This window comes from Methylobacterium sp. 142-1Y, from assembly GCF_057747795.1.
Genome location: NZ_CM173224.1, coordinates 695001 through 715721 on the forward strand (window position 1 = coordinate 695001; position 20721 = coordinate 715721).

15 protein-coding genes, 1 tRNA gene and 1 rRNA gene (1 of these 17 cut by a window edge) are annotated in these 20721 nt (G+C 67.3%); 4 read left to right on the top strand and 13 right to left on the bottom strand.

Translation table 11 applies throughout. The annotated features are described in order from the left end of the window. Positions 1 to 1107, bottom strand: a 16S ribosomal RNA gene (locus AC3AOF_RS03195) (it extends 376 nt beyond the left edge of the window). Between the two features lie 663 nt (positions 1108 to 1770). Here AC3AOF_RS03195 and AC3AOF_RS03200 point away from each other — a divergent pair. Beyond that, complete coding sequence (locus tag AC3AOF_RS03200; RefSeq protein WP_236992067.1) at positions 1771 to 2175, top strand: Ros/MucR family transcriptional regulator; 405 nt, start codon at positions 1771 to 1773, stop codon at positions 2173 to 2175. 107 nt (positions 2176 to 2282) lie between these two features. Here the strand turns inward: AC3AOF_RS03200 and lon are convergent, their stop codons facing one another. The 5 genes from lon to AC3AOF_RS03225 all read right to left on the bottom strand — a co-directional run bounded on the left by lon (position 2283) and on the right by AC3AOF_RS03225 (position 8947). After that, positions 2283 to 4706: an endopeptidase La gene (gene lon / locus AC3AOF_RS03205; protein WP_236992066.1), complete on the bottom strand. Its 2424-nt coding sequence runs from the start codon at positions 4704 to 4706 to the stop codon at positions 2283 to 2285. A gap of 270 nt (positions 4707 to 4976) precedes the next feature. Further along, the gene (gene clpX, locus AC3AOF_RS03210; protein ID WP_236992065.1) at positions 4977 to 6248 is read right to left on the bottom strand and encodes an ATP-dependent Clp protease ATP-binding subunit ClpX; all 1272 of its coding nucleotides are present in this window, start codon (positions 6246 to 6248) and stop codon (positions 4977 to 4979) included. A gap of 307 nt (positions 6249 to 6555) precedes the next feature. After that, the gene (locus AC3AOF_RS03215) at positions 6556 to 7185 is read right to left on the bottom strand and encodes an ATP-dependent Clp protease proteolytic subunit (RefSeq protein WP_048427128.1); all 630 of its coding nucleotides are present in this window, start codon (positions 7183 to 7185) and stop codon (positions 6556 to 6558) included. A gap of 112 nt (positions 7186 to 7297) precedes the next feature. After that, positions 7298 to 8719 carry a trigger factor gene (gene tig / locus AC3AOF_RS03220; protein ID WP_236992906.1) on the bottom strand — a complete coding sequence of 474 codons (1422 nt, stop codon included), beginning with the start codon at positions 8717 to 8719 and terminating at the stop codon, positions 7298 to 7300. Positions 8720 to 8862: 143 nt separating this feature from the next. Further along, positions 8863 to 8947, bottom strand: a tRNA-Leu gene (locus AC3AOF_RS03225). Positions 8948 to 9122: 175 nt separating this feature from the next. Between AC3AOF_RS03225 and AC3AOF_RS03230 the strand changes: the two genes are divergently transcribed. Both AC3AOF_RS03230 and AC3AOF_RS03235 read left to right on the top strand, forming a co-directional pair. Further along, positions 9123 to 10550: a multicopper oxidase family protein gene (locus tag AC3AOF_RS03230; protein ID WP_236992064.1), complete on the top strand. Its 1428-nt coding sequence runs from the start codon at positions 9123 to 9125 to the stop codon at positions 10548 to 10550. 235 nt (positions 10551 to 10785) lie between these two features. Continuing rightward, entirely contained in the window at positions 10786 to 11250 is a 465-nt protein-coding gene (locus AC3AOF_RS03235) for a hypothetical protein (protein WP_236992063.1), read from the top strand. 72 nt (positions 11251 to 11322) lie between these two features. Here AC3AOF_RS03235 and rpmG read toward each other — a convergent pair whose 3' ends face one another. The 5 genes from rpmG to rnr form a co-directional block, all read right to left on the bottom strand. Next, on the bottom strand, positions 11323 to 11490 hold the full coding sequence (gene rpmG, locus AC3AOF_RS03240; RefSeq protein ID WP_048427126.1) for a 50S ribosomal protein L33: 168 nt from the start codon (positions 11488 to 11490) through the stop codon (positions 11323 to 11325). 146 nt (positions 11491 to 11636) lie between these two features. Then, on the bottom strand, positions 11637 to 12800 hold the full coding sequence (locus AC3AOF_RS03245; protein WP_236992062.1) for an MFS transporter: 1164 nt from the start codon (positions 12798 to 12800) through the stop codon (positions 11637 to 11639). Between the two features lie 78 nt (positions 12801 to 12878). After that, a complete protein-coding gene (locus tag AC3AOF_RS03250) occupies positions 12879 to 13607 on the bottom strand; it encodes an NUDIX hydrolase (protein WP_236992061.1) in 729 nt (242 codons plus the stop codon). After that, positions 13570 to 14001 (bottom strand): DUF983 domain-containing protein, encoded by a 432-nt coding sequence (locus AC3AOF_RS03255; protein WP_236992904.1) that lies wholly within the window; start codon positions 13999 to 14001, stop codon positions 13570 to 13572. Before AC3AOF_RS03255 ends, AC3AOF_RS03250 begins: the two co-directional genes overlap by 38 nt. A 95-nt stretch (positions 14002 to 14096) precedes the next feature. Continuing rightward, a complete protein-coding gene (rnr, locus tag AC3AOF_RS03260; protein ID WP_488347700.1) occupies positions 14097 to 16409 on the bottom strand; it encodes a ribonuclease R in 2313 nt (770 codons plus the stop codon). Positions 16410 to 16801: 392 nt separating this feature from the next. Between rnr and AC3AOF_RS03265 the strand changes: the two genes are divergently transcribed. Beyond that, entirely contained in the window at positions 16802 to 18355 is a 1554-nt protein-coding gene (locus tag AC3AOF_RS03265) for an FAD-binding oxidoreductase (protein WP_488347701.1), read from the top strand. Between the two features lie 359 nt (positions 18356 to 18714). Here the strand turns inward: AC3AOF_RS03265 and glnA are convergent, their stop codons facing one another. Then, a complete protein-coding gene (gene glnA / locus AC3AOF_RS03270) occupies positions 18715 to 20127 on the bottom strand; it encodes a type I glutamate--ammonia ligase (protein WP_236992058.1) in 1413 nt (470 codons plus the stop codon). Between the two features lie 132 nt (positions 20128 to 20259). Beyond that, positions 20260 to 20598, bottom strand: coding sequence for a P-II family nitrogen regulator (locus tag AC3AOF_RS03275; RefSeq protein ID WP_060845473.1), 339 nt, complete (start codon positions 20596 to 20598; stop codon positions 20260 to 20262). Positions 20599 to 20721: the final 123 nt, after the last annotated feature.

Consider the following 20721-nt stretch of genomic DNA (forward strand, 5'->3'; position numbering starts at 1 on the left):
CACCGGCAGTCTCCCCAGAGTGCCCAACCAAATGATGGCAACTAGGGACGTGGGTTGCGCTCGTTGCGGGACTTAACCCAACATCTCACGACACGAGCTGACGACAGCCATGCAGCACCTGTGTGCACGCCTCCAAAGAGGACAACGGATCTCTCCGCATAACATGCCATGTCAAGGGATGGTAAGGTTCTGCGCGTTGCGTCGAATTAAACCACATGCTCCACCGCTTGTGCGGGCCCCCGTCAATTCCTTTGAGTTTTAATCTTGCGACCGTACTCCCCAGGCGGAATGCTTAATGCGTTAGCGGCGCCACTGACCTGCATGCAGACCAACGGCTAGCATTCATCGTTTACAGCGTGGACTACCAGGGTATCTAATCCTGTTTGCTCCCCACGCTTTCGCGCCTCAGCGTCAGAACCGGACCAGACAGCCGCCTTCGCCACTGGTGTTCTTGCGAATATCTACGAATTTCACCTCTACACTCGCAGTTCCGCTGTCCTCTTCCGGTCTCAAGCCAACCAGTATCGAAGGCCATTCCGTGGTTGAGCCACGGGCTTTCACCCTCGACTAAATCAGCCGCCTACGCGCCCTTTACGCCCAGTGATTCCGAGCAACGCTAGCCCCCTTCGTATTACCGCGGCTGCTGGCACGAAGTTAGCCGGGGCTTATTCCTCCGGTACCGTCATTATCGTCCCGGAGAAAAGAGCTTTACAACCCTAAGGCCGTCATCACTCACGCGGCATGGCTGGATCAGGGTTGCCCCCATTGTCCAATATTCCCCACTGCTGCCTCCCGTAGGAGTCTGGGCCGTGTCTCAGTCCCAGTGTGGCTGATCATCCTCTCAGACCAGCTACTGATCGTCGCCTTGGTGAGCCGTAACCTCACCAACTAGCTAATCAGACGCGGGCCGATCCTTCGGCAGTAAACCTTTCCCCAAAAGGGCGTATCCGGTATTAGCTCAAGTTTCCCTGAGTTATTCCGAACCGAAGGGCACGTTCCCACGCGTTACTCACCCGTCTGCCGCTGACCCCGAAGGGCCCGCTCGACTTGCATGTGTTAAGCCTGCCGCCAGCGTTCGCTCTGAGCCAGGATCAAACTCTCAAGTTGAAGAGCTGATCAAAGCTGATCACAATAGTAACGGAGGCTCACGACCGACCGGCGTTTCCACCAATCGTGTGAGCACCGAAACGTCAGATCAGCATCATCCTACTCACGACCGGTTCCGACGGAACCGACCCGCAGGGACGACGCCGTCCACGCTTCTCTTTCTCGTATGAACTTGTCAAAGAGCGACCCGATCGAAACCGGGGTATCATCGGCAAAAACGGGACCAGCGCCTGACCGAGGTCAGGCTCACCGGCCCGGACTGTCTCGAAGATGGCTCAGCGGCCGGTCCGCGGGAGCGGCCGGCGCCGATGGGTGGTCGTATAGGCCCTACTTCCCGGACCCGTCAACCCCTTGGCGAAACTTTCACGACAGCCCCTCCCCTACCACCTCTCTCAAACCACCTCTCTCAACCCGTGAGCTTGCCGGACACGCGCAGGTCGCTGCGAGACGCGCGCGACAAGTGCCATTTGGCCGACCCTTCATGCAAGGCATGTATTACATCAGCGCATAGGCTAGAACTGCCTTCAGCTGAGACAACCAGTCACCATCGGTGGTGCGCAATCTTGTTTTCCGGGTGTAATTCTGTCGCATTTGCAAAAAGAAATATTGACCTGCGGCTTCCGAGGACGCATGGGCACGCACTCTGTCATTGGAGCCGATTGAATGCTGGACCAAGATCAAGAAACCAACCTGATTGAACGCGCAGCCGACATCGTGTCGGCCTACGTGTCCAACAACTCCGTTCCGCTGGCCGAGCTGCCGGCCCTGATCAATGCTGTGCACCAGTCGCTGAGCCGGCTCGGCGACGACCAGGCGGTCGAGGCAGAGAAGCCGGTGCCGCTGATGCCGGTCAAGAAGACGGTGACCCCGGACTACCTGATCAGCCTCGAGGACGGGAAGCAGTACAAGTCGCTCAAGCGCCACCTGTCGACCCGCGGGCTCACCCCCGAGGAATACCGCCGCAAGTGGGGCCTGCCGCACGACTACCCGATGGTTGCCGCCAACTACGCCGCCCAACGTTCGGAACTCGCCAAGAACAGCGGGCTGGGTCGTCGCCGCAGCGCCTGATCCTTGCCAGGAACCGTCTCGGGCGAGGGGGCTCCGGCCCGAGCGAAAAAAGCCCCCGGATCGTCGGATCCGGGGGCCTTTCTCATCTCAGCGATGGGTCAGGGCGTTCAGTGCGCCACCAAACCGGATGCGTCGTCGTCCGACCGGGCGGGTGAGGCCTTCGGCAGCGGCTCGTCCCAGTCGATCGCCTCCGGCATGCGAATCAGCGCCCGCTCGAGGACCTGATCCATGCGCGAGACGGGAACGATCTCGAGCCCGTTCTTCACGCTATCGGGGATCTCCGCCAGATCCTTGGCGTTCTCTTCCGGGATCAGCACGATCTTGATGCCGCCCCGCAGAGCCGCCAGCAGCTTCTCCTTGAGGCCGCCGATCGGCAGCACCCTGCCACGCAAGGTGACCTCGCCCGTCATGGCGATGTCGCGGCGCACCGGGATGCCGGTGATGACCGAGACGATCGCCGTTGCCATGGCGATGCCTGCCGAGGGTCCGTCCTTCGGGGTCGCCCCCTCCGGCACGTGGACGTGGATGTCCCGACGCTCGAACAGGGGCGGCTCGACGCCGAAATCGACGGCCCGCGAGCGCACGTAGGACGCTGCCGCCGAAATCGACTCCTTCATTACGTCGCGCAGGTTGCCGGTCACCGTCATCTTGCCCTTGCCGGGCATCATGATGCCTTCGATCGTGAGCAGCTCGCCCCCGACCTCGGTCCAGGCCAGACCCGTGACCGCGCCGACCTGATCGTCGGTCTCGATCTCGCCGTAGCGGAACTTCGCCGGGCCGAGGAAGGTGTCGAGGTTCTCGGCCGAGACCGTCACGCTCTTCACCCCCGAGATCAGGATCTCCTTCACCGCCTTGCGGATCAGGTTCGAGATCTCGCGCTCCAGGTTCCGCACGCCCGCCTCGCGGGTGTAGCGGCGGATCAGAAGCATCAGGCCGTCATCGGTGATCGACCATTCCTTGGGCTCGAGGCCATGCTTCTTCAGCGCGCCCGGCATCAGGTGCTTGCGCGCGATCTCGACCTTCTCCTCCTCGGTGTAGCCGGCGATGCGGATCACCTCCATCCGGTCCAGCAGGGCCGGCGGGATGTTGAGGGTGTTAGCGGTCGTCACGAACATCACGTTCGACAGGTCGTAGTCGACCTCGAGGTAATGGTCGTTGAAGGTCGCGTTCTGCTCCGGATCGAGCACCTCGAGGAGCGCCGCCGACGGGTCGCCGCGGAAGTCCATGCCCATCTTGTCGATCTCGTCGAGCAGGATGAGCGGGTTCGAGGTCTTGGCCTTGCGCATCGACTGCACGATCTTGCCGGGCATCGAGCCGATATAGGTCCGGCGGTGACCGCGGATCTCGGCCTCGTCGCGCACGCCGCCGAGCGACATGCGGACGAACTCGCGACCCGTCGCCTTGGCGATCGACTTGCCGAGCGAGGTCTTGCCGACGCCGGGAGGGCCGACGAGGCAGAGGATCGGACCGGTGAGCTTGTTGGCGCGTTGCTGCACCGCCAGGTACTCGACGATCCGCTCCTTGACCTTGTCGAGGCCGAAATGATCGGAATCGAGCATGGCCTGGGCGCCGGGCAGGTCCTTCTTGATCTTCGAGCGCTTGCCCCACGGGATGCCGAGCATCCAGTCGAGGTAGTTGCGCACCACCGTCGCCTCGGCCGACATCGGCGACATCTGACGCAGCTTCTTCAGCTCAGCCAGCGCCTTGTCCCGCGCCTCCTTGGACAGCTTGGTCTTCTCGATCTTGTCCTCGAGCTCGGCCAACTCGTCGCGACCGTCCTCGTCGCCGAGTTCTTTCTGAATGGCCTTCATCTGCTCATTCAGGTAATACTCGCGCTGGGTCTTCTCCATCTGCCGCTTGACGCGGGTACGGATGCGCTTCTCGACCTGCAGCACCGAGATCTCGCTCTCCATCAGCGAGAGCACGCGCTCAAGCCTTTGGGCGACGGTCGGGATCTCGAGGATCGCCTGCTTGTCGGAGATCTTGACCGCGAGATGCGAGGCGACCGTGTCGGCGAGCTTCGAGGGCTCGTCGATCTGGATCACCGCCGAGACCACCTCGGGCGAAATCTTCTTGTTGAGCTTGACGTAGTTCTCGAACTCCGAGATCACCGAGCGGGCGAGCGCCTCGGCCTCGATCTTGTCGCCGAGATCGTTCGGCAGCACCTCGGCCTCGGCGGCGTAGTACTCGTCCGAGCGGACGAAATCCTGGATCTTGGCGCGGCCGCCCCCCTCCACCAGCACCTTCACGGTGCCGTCAGGGAGCTTGAGCAGCTGGAGCACGCTGGCGAGCGTGCCGATGGTGTAGATCGCGTCGGTGGCCGGGTCGTCGTCGGTGGCGTTGACCTGGGTGGCGAGCAGGATGTGCCGGTCGGTGCGGACCGCTTCCTCGAGCGCGCGGATCGATTTCTCGCGGCCGACGAAGAGCGGCACGATCATGTGCGGGAAGACCACGATGTCGCGCAGCGGCAGGACCGCGTAGGTCCCGCTCGTGCCGGGGACGACGGGCTGGCGCGATTTCGGCTGGGTCATTGACTGACTTCCTTGTGTGGTGACGCCCAGGTCCCTCCCCTCGCGAAGGGGAAAAGCAGGAGGAACCGGGGGGCCGACCGGGCCGCGGGGGTCGGAAACGAGGAGAGCGGCCGGGTCGCGGCACCGCACCTCGTTTGGTGAGCATGCGGCCGCCGCGTCGATCTCAGGTGGCTCCTCCAGGTGCCGCTTTCAAGCACCGTGCCACCCGGCCGCATCCGGCCACCTCTCAAGCAAGAGGCCGCCGTTGTCGCGGCGGCCTCCGGATGCCGATCAGGCGCTTGCACTCGCCGGTGCGTCCTTGCCCCGGTCGCCGTGGATGTAGAGCGGCCGTGACTTTCCGTCGACGACCTCCGGCCCGATCACCACCTGCTCGACCGAATCGAGGCCGGGCAGGTCGTACATCGTCTCGAGCAGGATGCTCTCCAGGATCGAGCGCAGGCCGCGGGCGCCGGTCTTGCGCTCGATCGCCTTGCGCGCGACGAGGCTCAGGGCCTCGTCCTGGAACGTCAGGTCGACGTTCTCCATCTCGAACAGGCGCTGATATTGCTTGACCAGCGCGTTCTTCGGCTCCTGGAGGATGCGCTTCAGCGCGGTCTCGTCGAGGTCCTCGAGTGTCGCCAGCACGGGCAGGCGGCCGACGAATTCGGGGATGAGGCCGAACTTCAGCAGGTCCTCGGGCTCGACGTTGCGGAAGATCTCGCCGGTGCGGCGGTCGTCCGGAGCCTGGACGGTGGCACCGAAGCCGATCGACGTGCCCTTGCCGCGTGCCGAGATGATCCGTTCCAGCCCGGCGAAGGCGCCGCCGCAGATGAACAGGATGTTGGTCGTGTCGACCTGCAGGAATTCCTGCTGCGGGTGCTTGCGACCGCCCTGCGGCGGGACGCTGGCGACCGTGCCCTCCATGATCTTCAGGAGCGCCTGCTGCACGCCCTCGCCCGACACGTCGCGGGTGATCGAGGGGTTATCCGACTTGCGGGAGATCTTGTCGATCTCGTCGATGTAGACGATGCCGCGCTGCGCCCGCTCGACGTTGTAGTCGGACGCCTGGAGCAGCTTGAGGATGATGTTCTCGACGTCCTCGCCGACGTAACCGGCCTCGGTCAGCGTCGTGGCATCGGCCATCGTGAACGGCACATCGAGGATGCGCGCCAGGGTCTGAGCCAACAGTGTCTTGCCGGACCCGGTCGGGCCGATCAGCAGGATGTTGGACTTCGCCAGCTCGACGTCGTTGTGCTTGGTCGCGTGCGCCAGGCGCTTGTAATGGTTGTGCACCGCCACCGACAGGACCTTCTTGGCAAAGTCCTGCCCGATGACGTAGTCATCCAGAACCCGCCGAATCTCCTTCGGGGTGGGTACGCCGTCCCGCGACTTCACCAGCGAGGACTTCGATTCCTCGCGAATGATGTCCATGCACAGCTCGACGCACTCATCGCAGATGAAGACGGTCGGGCCCGCGATCAGCTTGCGAACCTCGTGCTGGCTCTTGCCGCAGAACGAGCAGTACAGCGTGCTCTTCGAGTCGTTGCCGCCAGCCTTGCTCATATGGGTCTCCAAGTCCCCGACCGGCCCCGTCCCGGGGACGCGACCGCATCGCTTTTAGATAGTGGCGCCCGGCTAAAGAAACAGTCACCGCCTCCCGCGCCGCCGGGCGCCCGGTGCAGAATCGCGATGCAAACACGCAGCCACCTCGGGATCAATCCCATCGATGCGACAGGCTCCCGCCAAATGGCCGCATCGTCGGACCCGCCTTCGAGAGTGGCCCCTGTCCTTTTGGGGCAGGCCCGCGCTCCGGGGGACGCTCCCCATACGCGCGGGCCTGCCGCCGAGTTCCGGTGACGCTTGGTGCCGGTTATGCTTGCGCCGGCGCCTCGGCCCGCTTCTGGAGCACCTCGTCGATGAGGCCCCACTCCTTGGCCGCGTCGGCGGTCATGAAGTTGTCGCGCTCCAGGCCCTGCTCGATCGCCTCGTACTCGCGGCCGGTATGCTTCACGTAGATCTCGTTGAGGCGCCGCTTCAGGGCCTCGATCTCACGGGCATGGATCAGGATGTCGGTGGCCTGTCCCTGGAAGCCGCCGGAGGGCTGGTGCACCATGATCCGGGCATTCGGCAGGGCGAAGCGGTGGCCCGCCTCGCCGGCGGCCAGCAGCAGCGAGCCCATCGAGGCGGCCTGGCCGACGCAGAGCGTGGCGACCGGGCAACGGATGAACTGCATCGTGTCGTAGATCGACAGGCCGGAGGTGACCACGCCGCCCGGCGAGTTGATGTAGAAGGAGATTTCCTTCTTCGGGTTTTCCGCCTCGAGGAACAGCAGCTGCGCCACGATCAGCGACGCGGAATAATCCTCGACCGGGCCCGTCAGGAAGATGATGCGCTCGCGCAAGAGGCGCGAGTAGATGTCGAAGGCGCGCTCGCCGCGGCTCGACTGCTCGACCACCATGGGCACGAGCGCGCTGTTGTAATAATCGACCGGATCTCTCATCTCACTGGCCCTCTGAACGGAACCCGGCCGCCTCCAGGCGGCCGGGGTAGCGGCGGAAACGCATGACCTCGCAGGCCCCGTCCCCGCCGCCCGTTCGGGGCCGTCGCGAGGGTCAGGCCGGGTTGGACTCACCCGCGGGAGCGGCCTCGGCCTTGTCGGCCTTGGCCGAGTCAGCCTTGGTCTCCTCGGCGTCGTCCTCGTCGGCGAACAGCGCCTCCTTGGAGACGGGCTCCTCGACCAGTTTGACCTGCCCGAGGACGTGGTCAACCACCTTCTCCTCGAACAGCGGGGCGCGCAGCTCGGCCAGCGCCTGCGGGGTCTTGCGGTAGAAATCCCAGACCTGCTGTTCCTGGCCGGGGAACTGACGGACGCGGGCGATCAGGGCCTGATTCACCTCGTCGTCCGAGACCTTGATATCGGCGCTCTCGCCGGCCTGCGCAAGCACCAGGCCGAGGCGCACGCGGCGCTCGGCGATCCGGCGGTACTCCTCGCGCGCCTTCTCCTCGGTGGTGTCCTCGTCCTCGAAGGTCTTGCCGCGGTTCTTCAGGTCCTGCTCGACCTGGGCCCACACGGCGGCGAATTCCTGGTGGACGAGGCTCGGGGGCAGCTCGAAGGAGTAGCGGCTGTCGAGGGCGTCGAGCAGGCCCTTCTTCAGCTTCTGGCGCGAGGCCGCCTCGTACTCGCGGCCCATGGTGTCGCGCACGGCGTCCTTGAGGGCGTCGAGCGACTCCATGCCGAAGGTCTTGGCGAGCTCGTCGTCGATGGTGAGCTCACCCGGGTACTTGATGCCCTTCACCGTGACGTCGAACTCGGCCTCCTTGCCGGCGAGGTGCTCGGCGCCGTAGCTCTCCGGGAAGGTGACCTTGACCAGGCGCTCGTCGCCGACGTGAACGCCGAGCAGCTGGTCCTCGAAGCCGGGGATGAAGGTGCCGGAGCCGAGGTCGAGATTGATGTCCTCGCCGGTGCCGCCCTCGAACGGGGTGCCGTCGATCCGGCCGGTGAAGTTGATGACGACCCGATCGCCGGTCTCGGCGTACTGGCCCTCCATCCGGTCGTGGAACGGACGGTTGGCCGACGCCATCCGCTCGATCGTCGCGTTGATCTCCTCGTCGGAGGGGGTGACGACCTGCTTGGTCAGGCTCACGTCCGAGAGGTCGACGAGGTCGAAGCTCGGCATCACCTCGAGGGCGATCTTGAACGAGAGGTCGGCCTTGGCGTCGAGCGCTTTCTCGATCTCGTCCTTGTCCTCGGGCATCTGCACCTGAGGTTCGAGGGCGAGCTTGAGCTTGTTGTCCTCGACGATCTTCTGGTTGGCCTCGCTGACGGCGTTCTGGACGACGTCGGCCATCACGGAGCGGCCGTAGACCTTGCGCAGGTGGGCGACCGGCACCTTGCCCGGGCGGAAGCCCTTGAGCTGCACCTTGCCCTTGATCCCGTCGAGCTCCGTCGCGAGCCGGCTCTCCAGCTCGGCCGCGGGCAGGACCACCTGGAATTCGCGCTTGAGCCCCTCGGACTTGGTCTCGGTCACCTGCATCGTCGTCATTCCGCCTTGCACCTTCGAATCCGGCCTGGCTGCGGGCCCGGACGGCGCTGTGAACGACGCCGTGCGACGGGACCGTCAGGACAAGGGGCCGGCACTGCTGCTTGAACCCATTCCGTCGTGTCGCCTGGCGGAGGTGGTGCGGGCGGAGGGGCTCGAACCCCCACGACTCTCGTCACTGGAACCTAAATCCAGCGCGTCTACCAATTCCGCCACGCCCGCGACGCTCGCGCCCGAGGCCTGACGCACCCGGGCGCGGCTCTATAGCATGGTGGATCGGTCACGCAGCAAGAATTTTAGCCGCCGCCTCGCCCCGCGCCAAAGCCCCGGCTACAAGGCGGGTCGCCGCGGGGGACCGCCCTCCCCGCGCGAGACATTCCCCATCCAGCGAGGTGCCATGCCGTCGTCCCTGCCGCCCTCGCGCCGCGCGCTGCTCGCCGGCGCCGCCCTGTCCCTCGCCCCCACCCTCGTCCGGGCGCAGGGCGGCCCGTCCGCGACGCCCTCCCATCCGGCGCCGGGCGCGGCGGAGGCGAAGGCCCTGATCGCGGCGCCCGGCAAGGCGCGGATCAAGCCCGAGCCCGCGCCCGAGACCCCGGTCTGGGCCTTCGACGGCAAGACCGAGCCGCCGGTCCTGCGGGTCAAGCTCGGCGAGGGTGTTCGCCTGCGCCTGGAGAACAAGACCGAGAAGCCCCTGTCGCTGCACTGGCACGGGGTGCGCAACCGCAACGCCATGGACGGGGTCGGCGGGGTCACTCAGGCCCCTGTCGCCCCGGGGGCGAGCTTCCTCTACGAGTTCACGCCGCCGGATGCCGGCACCTTCCTGATTCGCCCGTTGATCGTCGGCGGGTCGAGCGAGCCGTCCGGGCGCGGGCTTGCCGGGATGCTGGTGGTCGAGGAGGCCAAGCCCCCGGTCGTCGACCGCGACGTGCCCCTGCTCCTCCAGGACTGGCGCCTGGAGCAGGACGGGACGCTGGCGCCGTTCGGGCAGACCGCCTTCGCGGCGAGTTCCGGCCGGCTCGGCAACGCGCTCACGATCAATGGAAAGCCCAGCCCTGAGACGATCGAGGCGGCGCCGGGCACACGGCTTCGCCTGCGGCTCGCCAATGCATGCAACGCCCGGGCGACCCGGATTCGCTTCGACGGGCTGAAGGCCTGGGTGGCGGCGGTGGACGGGCAGCCGACCGATACGTTCGAGCCCTTGCGCGCCACGTTGCCGTTCCAGCCCGGCACCCGCTACGACATCCTCCTCGACGTGCCGGCGGCCTCGGAGCCGGCGGGCGCCGTGGTGGCGCTGATCGGCCAGGGAATGCCGCTCGCCCGCATCGTCGCCAAGGGCGAGCCGGTCGCGGCCCGGCCTCCCGTGGCGCCGATCGGCGAGAACAAACTGCTGCCGCCGGAGATCAAGCTCCAGAACGCCTTCCGGCGCGACATCGCCGTCGCGGGCGGCGCAGTGGTCGACAAGGCCAAGCCCGAGGCAGCGCCGGTCTTCACCGGCGACCCGACCCGGATCTGGACCCTGAACGGCGCCGCCGGCCGGGCGGAGAATCCGCCCCTGTTCTCGGTCAAGCGCAACACGGCGGTGGTGCTGGCGCTCACCAACAATACCGCCTTCCCGCAATCGCTGCACCTGCACGGCCACGTCTTCCGGCTGCTCCACCCGCTCGACGACGGCTGGGAGCCCTACTGGCTCGACACGTTCCAGCTGCTGGAGGGCCGAACCGCCCGCATCGCGTTCCTAGCCGACAATCCCGGCCGCTGGCTGGTGAGCGCGACGGCGCTGGAGCGATTCGATACCGGCCTGTGGGGCTGGTTCGAGGTAACGTAACGTTATCCCCGCGTGGATCATGCGTCCGGCGGTCGCAGTGCGACGGCCGGCTACGCTTCAATCCATGTATTCAAGTCCTTGATGCTCAGTGGTTTATCGGTCTCTGCTTCAAGCCTGACAGCAAGGCGATCGAGAGAATGTGTTAACGTGGGCCAATGCGTCCGACGGATGCTTGGAGCATGCTGGTGCACCAGCAGCGCTCAAGGAGCTGCCGTGCATCGACGAGGTGCCCAGCATGGAACATCAGCCGCTTCGCCACATCCGTGACATCGCCGACGTCGAGACGGTCCCGGTCCTTCTGGAAGGCCGCCGGGCCCGGCTCGAGCGCTTCGCCGAGATCCTCGAACGCGATCCGGGCCGCAGCTTCATCACCCTGGAGGAGATCGAGTTCGTGCCCCGCAAGATGCGGGCGGGGATCCGGGCCGACAACTCGCCTCTCGCCTTCGCCTATGCCGATCCGGTGCTGCGGGCGAGCGGGCTTGCCGGCGACACCTTCGGCGACGCCCGCAGCTTCTTCGAGCTGAGCACCGGGGAGGCCCACAACCTGCTCTGCTCGTGCGTGAACGGCCGCACCGTCAAGGCGGGGCCGACCGCCAAGCGCCTGCGCCGGCTGGCGGCCCGCACGCCCGGCCTGTGGCTTGCCTATGGCTGCGCCGCCGGCCTCATCGCGCTCCCGGGCGCGGTCTACCTGCTCGGCTGAGACGCCGCCCAAAACGGAAAAAGGCCGCCCTCGCGGGCGGCCTTTTTCACGCTGCACGAGGCAGCCCCAAAATTACTTGATCTTGGTTTCCTTGAACTCGACATGCTTGCGCGCGATCGGGTCGTACTTCTTGAACGACAGCTTGTCGGTCTTGGTACGGGAGTTCTTCTTGGTGACGTAGAAATAGCCGGTATCGGCGGTCGACAGCAGCTTGATCTTGATGGTGACGGCCTTGGCCATGGCGCGACCTCTTGTGGATGATGGGTGTTGCGCCCGGAGGACCGAAACGCAAAACGGCCGGGCAGGCCCGGCCAGAACGCGGCGCCTTCCTGCCCCATCGCCTCCCAGGCGTCAAGCCCGGCTGACCGACGGCATAGCCGTCGGCGTCAGGGCGCGGCGCGGATCATTCGCCCGCCCACCACCGTGAGATAGGCGACAAACAGGAGCGCCAAGGACCAGGCGAAGCCGTGCGGCGAGGCGAGGTCCATGCCGCCGCCGACGAGCGGCGGCCCCAGCACCAAGCCGATATTGTAGAGCACCAGGAAGGCCGCGTTGGCGCCGGCGAGCGCCGCGCCGTCGAAGCGGGCACCGAGATGGGCAAGCCCGACGGTATAGAGCGTGCCGGCGATGCCGCCCCAGGTAAACAGAATCACGGCGAGCAGCCACGGGTCCCCTTCCCCGAGCGGCAGCGCGGCGGCGCCGACCGCGCCGAGGAACGCGGCGGCAAGCAGCACCCGGCGCTTGTCGATCCTATCGGCGAGCAGACCCACCGGGATCTGGAACAGCACGTTGCCGAGTGCCGCGATGCTGACGAGGCCCGCCGCCTGCTCCGCGCTGAGGCCGAGGCGCAGCCCGTAGATCGGCAGGATGGCGAAGCCCCCGGTCTCGACCGCGCCGTAGACGAGGGCCGCGAGCGTCGCCGAGGGCGCGACCCGCAGGTAGCCGAGGAAGCCCCGGCCGCCCTTGTGCGGGATCTCCGGCGAGAGGCCGCGGGCCATCATCAGGGGCAGCGTTCCGGCGCAGAACAGGGCCGCCCCCGCGAGATACGGCGCCCAGCCATGGGTGCCGAGGACGCGCAGCAGGGTCGGCCCGATGGCGAAGCCGAGCGCCAGCACCGTGGCGTAGACGCCCATCACCAGGCCGCGCCGGGCCGGCGGCGCCGCCTGGTTGATCCAGAACTCGGAGAGGACGAACATCACGCCCAACGCCGCCGAGAACACGAAGCGGAGCGGGAACCACCAAGCGAAGTCGTAGACCGCCCGGAAGCCGAGGAGCGCGAGCGCCGCGACCGCGATCGCGCCCAGCAGCAGCGGCATCACGCCGAGCCGCGCCGCCACCCTCGGCACGAAGGGCAGGACGACGATGCTCGCCACCCCGGCGATCGCCGTATTAATGCCGATCCAGGTGTTGGACAGGCCCATCCGCTCCATCTCGAGGGAGAGAAGCGGGATCGACAGGCTGAGCCCGATGCCGACCACGGCCACGCAGGTGATGGCGGCGGCGATGGCGGCGAGGCGCGCAGCGTCGAACTCGGAGGCGAAGCGGGTCATGATGGGTCGGCCGTCAGGGCCGGCCCATATGGATCAGGCGGCGGCCGAAGGCCACCCCCAGGGCGCCGCAGGTGCCCCCTACAGCTCTTCCCGCGTGTGCTCGCCGTCGACGTCGCGAAAGAACGGCACCGGCAGCATCGGGCCGAACCCCGCCGCGAGCCGCGCCTCAAGCTCGTCGAGCACGATGGCCGTGATGCGCGGCAATTCCAGCTTGCGCGCCGCCGTAAGGTCGACCCAGGCGAGTTCGGTCAGCTCGGAATCGGGGCCGACGATACCGGGGGTCTCGGCCACCACCGCCTCGCGGTCGACGGCGAAGAACCGGGTATCGAAGCGCTTGGGCCGATAAGGCGGGGTGATCGCCCGGGCGACGAACTGGAGCAGTTCGAGGTCGGGCATCACCCCGGCTTCGCGAAACGCGCTCCAGGTGCCGGGCGGCGCCATCTCGGGCGGGCCGTAATCGAGGGAGCCGATCATCAGTCCGGTCTCCTCGTAGGTCTCGCGGATCGCCGCCAGCGCCAGGACGCGGCCGAGATGGAACAGCGGCGGGTGGACCTTCTCGGCGAGCGCCTGTTCGGCCCGGTCGTTGAGGGTGCCGGCGACCGGCATCGCGCGGTCGCCGAGCTCGATCCGTCCGCCCGGGAACACGAACAGGCCGGGCATGAACTTGTGGCCGGCATGGCGCTTGCCCATCAGCACCTTCGGCTGGTCGCCGGAGCGGTCGAGGATGATCAGCGTTGCGGCGTTGCGGATCCGCAGCGGCTTCCTGCGTTCAGGAGCCGGTGCCCCGTCCGTCGGTCCTGCCGCCATCCCGCATCTCCGTCTCGTTCCGGTCCGGACCGTTCGTCACCCGGGCCCCGGCGCGGCGTATCGCGGAAAAGCCGTGCATGCCAAGGGCGTATTGCAGGCCCACCACCGCCCCCTTGGTCGGCTGGAGAAGCAGCAGCGAGGCGATGAGCGCCAGGCCGGGCCAGAACGTCATCTGAAACCACAGCGGCACGTCGAGGCGCATCTCGCTCTCGAGTATGCCGATGCCCGCGAGGTGGCCGACGACGAAGATCACCAGGTAGGGCGGTAGGTCGTCGGCGCGGTGGTGATGCAGCTCGGTCCCGCAGGCCTCGCAGCTCTCCCGCACCTTGAGGAAGCGGTGGAACAGCCGGCCCTCGCCGCAATGCGGGCAGCGGTTGCGAAAGCCGCGCCACATCGCCAGTGCCCAGGACGGCTGGTCGGGCGATTGCGCCACCGCGGGCGGGCGCCCGGTGCCGACGGGATCGGCGGCGGGCCCGGCGTGGATCTCGATCATGCGCGTCTCCCGCGGCGCTTGCTGAGGCTGTCCCGGCTCGCCGGTGCCGGCCGACCCTTGCGGGGGCCGCCACGGGCCGGCGCGGGGGCACCGGCCCGGCCGCCGCTGCCGGCGATCTCGAAGCGCAGAGCGCCGGCCACCGGTGCGGCCTCCATCAACTGCACCTCGACCTTGTCGCCGAGGCGGAAGGTTTGGCGGGTGCGCTCGCCGACGAGGGCGTGGCGGCCCTCCTCATGGCGGAAGTAGTCGGCGCCGAGCGTCGAGATCGGCACGAAGCCGTCGGCCCCGGTCTCGTCGAGCTTGATGAAGAGCCCCGAGCGGGTCACGCCCGAGACCTGCCCCGAGAAGGTCGCGCCGACCCGGTCGGCGAGGTGATGGGCGATCAGCCGGTCGATGGTCTCGCGCTCCGCCGCCATGGCGCGGCGCTCGGCGGCCGAGATCTGCTGGCCGATCTCGGCGAGTTCGCCGGTCTCCGTCCCCGCCGGCAATCCGTCGGCGCCGAGGCGAAGCGCCTTGATCAGGGCCCGGTGCACGATGAGATCGGCGTAGCGCCGGATCGGCGAGGTGAAGTGGGCGTAGCGGCGCAACGCCAGCCCGAAATGACCCGCGTTCTCCGCGGCGTAGACGGCCTGGGCCTGCGAGCGCAGCACCACCTCGTTGAGGAACAGATGATGCTCGCTGCCCTCGACCATACCGAGGATGCGGTTGAACAGGGCGGGCCGGAGGTTGGCCTCCTTCGGCAGCTTCAGGCCGATCGAGGCCATCACCTCGCCAAGCGCCCGCATCTTCTCCAGCGAGGGCTCGTCGTGGACGCGGTAGATCAGGGCCTGGCGCGCGGATTCCAGGACTTCGGCCGCCGCGACGTTGGCCTGGATCATGAACTCCTCGATCAGCCGGTGCGCGGCGAGGCGCTCCGGCACGATCACCCGGTCGACCCCACCCTCGGCGTTCAGGATCACCTTGCGCTCGGGCAGGTCGAGCGCCAGGGGCCCGCGGGCGTCACGCGCCGCCGCCAGTGCATCGTAGGCGGCCCAAAGCGGACGCAGCACCCCATCGAGGAGCGGGCCGGTGATCTCGTCGGGCCGGCCGTCGATGGCGGCTTGCGCCTGCGCATAGGCGAGCTTGGCGCGCGACCGCATCATGACCCGATGGACGCTGTGGCGGAGCTTCCTCCCCTCCGCCGTCACGATCATGCGGACGGCCAGAGCCGGCCGGTCCTGGCCCGGGCGCAAGGAACAGAGGTCGTTCGAGATCCGCTCCGGCAGCATCGGCACCACCCGGTCGGGGAAATAGACCGAGTTGCCGCGCAACAACGCCTCGCGGTCCAGCGCGCTGCCGGGCCGGACATAGGCCGCGACATCGGCGATCGCCACCGTGACCACGAAGCCGCCCGGATTGGCCGGATCGGGATCGGGCAAAGCCATCACGGCGTCGTCGTGGTCCTTGGCATCCGGCGGGTCGATGGTGAGGAGGGGCAGCTCACGCCAGTCCTCGCGGCCCTCCAGCCCGACCTCGCGGGCGGCCTCGGCCTCCGCCAGCACCTCGCGCGGGAAGACGTGCGGGATGCCGTGGGCGTGGATCGCGATCAGGCTGACCGCCTTCTCCGAGCCGAGGCTGCCGAGGCGCTCCTTGACGCGCCCCTGCGTCAGCCCGAACCGGTCCTCGCGGCCCAGCGTCACGGTGACGAGGTCGCCGTCGAGGGCATCGCCCTCCCCGCCCGGCGGCACCGCGATCTCGCGCCCCTGCGCCTTCTTGTCGACGGGCACGATCCGCCCGCCCCCGGCCGGCAGCGCCCGGAACACGCCGAGCGTCTCGGCCTTGTTGCGGCCGATCACCTTGATGACCCGGCCGATGTAGCGCCCCGGCGCGTCGCCGTCGGGCTCGATCTTCAGGAGTGCCCTGTCGCCCGTGCCGGGGGCGGGGCCATTGGTGCGGCGCCCACCGCGCGGCATGAGCACGGTGATCAGGGGCGCGGGCCCCGCTTCCGGATCCCATTGCGCCGGCCGCGCGACCAGTTCGCCGTCGCGGTCGCGGCGGCTGTCGATGTCGGCGACGACGACCGGCGGCAGGCGTCCGGCCTTGCGCAGGCCGGCCCGGTCCTTCTCGATCGCGCCGTCCTCCTGCATCTCCTTGATGAGGCGCTTCAGCTCGATCTTGTCGGAGCCCTTGATGCCGAAGGCCTGGGCGATCTCGCGCTTGCCGACCTTCTGGGGCGACTCCTCGATGAAGGCGAGCACGGCCTCGCGGGTCGGCAGGACGGCGTGCGCCGGTTTCGGGTGAGCGCCCTTGGGATGAATTCTCTTGGCCAACAGTCGATCCAGGCGGCGTGACGCGACGGCTCCCCGGCGGGCAAGCCGCAGCCGCGAGCATGAAATATGGGATGAGTGCGGCTGCAGGGCAACGCCGGGGTTCGCGCGGTCCCCGATTGCTTCACCAAGGAGCGCCGATATCCGCGCCGAGCCGGGCTGCGGCCCGTGCCGGATCGATATCTCGCTGCATCGGAAAGCCAATCACCGAAGATGGGCCTCAGGTCGCGGCATGACGAGGCGGCGAGCAAATCGGTCGAAACAGCGACCAGAAATCGATCGCCAATGTCAACGTCAGCATATGGACAATATTTGCTCACTTACGTCATGTTGACGACGTATCGCGCGCATCGGCTGATCGGGCAGGCCGAATCGGCCGGGATCGATCGGACGCCATGACAGAGATTTCGACGACCAGGATGGTCTCCACCCTGCCCTCTCCCCGCATGAGCCGGCGCCGGCTGTTCCAGTCGGGCGCCGTCCTGGCGGGCTCCGCTCTCGGCAGCCGGATTCCCGGAGCGATGGCCCTGGACGGACCGCAGCCTGGACCGCAGCCGCGCGGGCTCGACGCCCTGGCGCGCGACCTGCACGGGCGGCTGATCCGCCCGGGCGAGCCGGGCTTCCTCGTCGCCGCCTGGCCGAACAACAGCCGCTGGGCCGACATGGCCCCGGCGGCGGTCGCCCTCTGCGTCGACGATCACGACGTCCGCGCCTGCATCGACTGGGCGCGCCAGGAGAACAAGCCCTTCGCGGTACGCTGCGGCGGGCACAACTACGCCGGCTTCTCGACCACGCCCGGCCTGCTCATCGACGTGAAGCCGATGGCCAGGATCGACTTCGATCCGAAGACCGGCCTCGTGACGATCGGAGCGGGCGCCAGCAACCAGGACATGGCCGACGCCTTCCGCGCCACCGGCCTCGCCGTCCCCTCCGGCCGCTGCCCGACCGTGGGCATCAGCGGGCTCACGCTCGGCGGCGGCTGGGGCTTCTCGGCGACGCGCAACGGCCTGACCTGCGACGCCCTGCGGGCGACGGACGCGGTCACGGCGGACGGCAAGCTGCACCGGAACATCGCCGCGACCGGCGACGACGCGCTCCTGTTCTGGGCCGCCCGCGGCGGCGGCGGCGGCAACTTCGCCGTGCACACCTCGTTCACCTACGAGCCGCACCCGGTCTACGACGTGACGGTGTTCAACATCGTCTGGCCGGCCAGGCACCAGATCGAGCTGATGCTGGACCTGCAGGACATCCAGCTCAGCCATCCGCACCTGATCTCGACCCGCAGCAAGCTCGTGCCGACGACCGGCGGCAAGGTGGAGCGCGACAGGCTGGGGGTTCAGACCCTCGGCCAGTTCTTCGGCCCGCCGGACCAATTGAGGGCGCTGATGGACCGCCCCCTCTCCCGGTCGAGGCCGATCGTCGCCGAGATCAACGGCATGAACTACTGGAGCGCGCGGGACTACCTCGTCACCGACGATCCCGGCGGACTCTACGACATCCGGTCGAGCTACGTCGCCGGCCGGCTCCGCGGCGACGCCATCGACACGATGATGACGTGGATGGAGAAGTGGCCCGGCGGCTCGCTGCTGCAGCAGAACATGGGCATCCTGTTCGCGGCCGGTGGCAAGGTGAAGGAGGTCGGGCCCACCGACACGGCCTACGTCCACCGCGATTCCGACTTCATCCTGGAGATGGAGGCGTCGTGGAGTCCGCTCGACACGCCCGACACCGTCGCGCGGCAGCTGGCCTGGCTGACCGAATACTTCGCAGCGATGCAGCCCTTCGTGCGGCCGCAATCCTACGTCAACTTCCCGAGCCGCGACCTGCCGAACTGGCTCAAGGCCTATTACGGCCAGAACGTCGACAAGCTCTGCGCGGTGAAGCGCCAATACGATCCGGACAACGTGTTCAAGTTCCCGCAGAGCGTCCCGCTCACGCCGCCGGCATGAGTGGCGGCAGCCGGCCTCCCCGTTACGCCGTGGAAGCCGGTTCGCCGGGAATGCCGTACATCAGACAGCACCACTCACGTGCGGCTCCGCTCCTTCCCACCTGCGACCTCGTCCTGAGGTGCGAAGAAGTGAGCCTCGAAGGAGGGCTCCAGGGATCGCAGAGGCTTCTGGAGCCCGCCTTCGAGGTCGGTCGACCTGCGACCGTGTGCGATCTCCGATCGCCGACACCTCAGGATGAGGTGGAGGGTGGGACAGCCTATGGCCAGCAGGCTACAGGCCGCCGTCGTGGGCCATGGCCGGACATGAAGAAGGGGCCGGATCGCTCCGGCCCCCTCCCCAACGTCAAAACCGAACCCGGCTCAGAGCGAGTAGTAGTTCACGAACTCGATCGGGTGCGGGGTCATCTCGTAGCGCATCACCTCGGTCATCTTCAGCTCGATGAACGAGTCGATGAAGTCGTCGTTGAACACGCCGCCGGCCTTGAGGAACTCGCGGTCGGCGTCGAGGCTGTTGAGCGCCTCACGCAAGCTGCCGCACACGGTCGGGATCTCCTTGAGCTCCGCCGGGGGCAGGTCGTAGAGGTCCTTGTCCATGGCCGGACCGGGATCGATCTTGTTCACGATGCCGTCGAGGCCGGCCATCAGCAGGGCCGCGAAGGCGAGGTAGGGGTTCGCCATCGGGTCGGGGAAGCGGACCTCGACGCGCTTGGCCTTCGGCGAGGTCGTCCACGGAATCCGGCACGAGGCCGAGCGGTTGCGGGCCGAATAGGCCAGCAGCACCGGCGCCTCGTAGCCCGGGACCAGGCGCTTGTACGAGTTGGTCGACGGGTTGGTGAAGGCGTTGAGCGCCTTGGCGTGCTTGATGATGCCGCCGATGTACCACAGACATTCCTGGGAGAGGTCGGCGTACTTGTTGCCGGCGAAGACCGGCTTGCCTTCCTTCCAGATCGACTGGTGGACGTGCATGCCCGAGCCGTTGTCGCCGTAGACCGGCTTCGGCATGAAGGTCGCGGTCTTGCCGTAGCTCTGGGCGACGTTGTGGATGCAGTACTTGTAGATCTGCAGGTGGTCGGCCATCAGGGTCAGCGTGTCGAACTTCATGCCCAGCTCGTGCTGGGCCGAGGCGACCTCGTGATGGTGCTTCTCGACCTTGACGCCCATCGATTGCATGGCGGCCAGCATCTCGCCGCGCATGTCCTGGGCCGAATCCTGCGGCGGGACCGGGAAGTAGCCGCCCTTGACCTGGACGCGGTGGCCGAGGTTGCCGCCCTCGTACTCGGTCTGGCCGTTGATCGGCAGTTCGACGGAGTCCAGCTTGAAGCCGGTATGGTACGGGTCGGCGGAGAAGCGGACGTCGTCGAAGACGAAGAACTCGGCCTCGGGGCCGACGAAGATGGTGTCGCCGATGCCGCTGGCCTTCACGAAGGCCTCGGCCTTCTTGGCGATGCCGCGCGGGTCGCGGCTATAGGGCTCGCCGGTCGAGGGCTCGAGCACGTCGCAGACGATCGACATGGTCGAGGCCGAGAAGAACGGATCCATGCAGGCGGTCGCCGGGTCCGGCATCAGCAGCATGTCGGATTCGTTGATCGCCTTCCAGCCGGCGATCGACGAGCCGTCGAACATCGTGCCCTCGGCGAAGATGTCCTCGTCGACCAGCGACACGTCGAAGGTGACGTGCTGCCACTTGCCCCGCGGATCGGTGAAGCGGAAATCGACGTACTTGACGTCGTTTTCCTTGATTTCCTTGAGGACGTCCGTCGCGGTCTTAGACATTCTCGTTTGACCCCTTCCTAGAGCGGCGGCTGGGCCGCCACAAAGCCGCGGTCCTGGATGTCAGGCCGCGGTTTTCGTCGTCGCAGATGGAGGCGGCAGGTGATGGAGACGGGGCGTCAGGTCGCGCCTTCGTCAGATCGCATCCTGGCCGGTCTCGCCGGTGCGGATGCGGATCGCTTCCTCGATCGAGGAGACGAAGATCTTGCCGTCCCCGATCCGGCCGGTCTGGGCGGATTTGCGGATAGCCTCGACGGCGCCGTCCACCAGCGTGTCGGGGAGCACGATCTCGAGCTTCACCTTGGGCAGGAAGTCGACCACGTACTCGGCGCCCCGATAGAGCTCGGTGTGGCCCTTCTGGCGGCCGAAGCCCTTGGCCTCGATCACCGTGATGCCCTGAAGGCCGACCTCCTGCAGGGCCTCCTTCACCTCGTCGAGCTTGAAGGGCTTGATGATCGCTTCGATCTTCTTCATGCCGGGCGGGCCTGGTCTGCAACGGTTCCGGCGGCATTCCTAGCATCGCGCCGCGCCGAAAACCACGGGGGATTTCCCCGGACCGGACCGGTAATGCCTAATATATAAGCAATCACTGCGCGT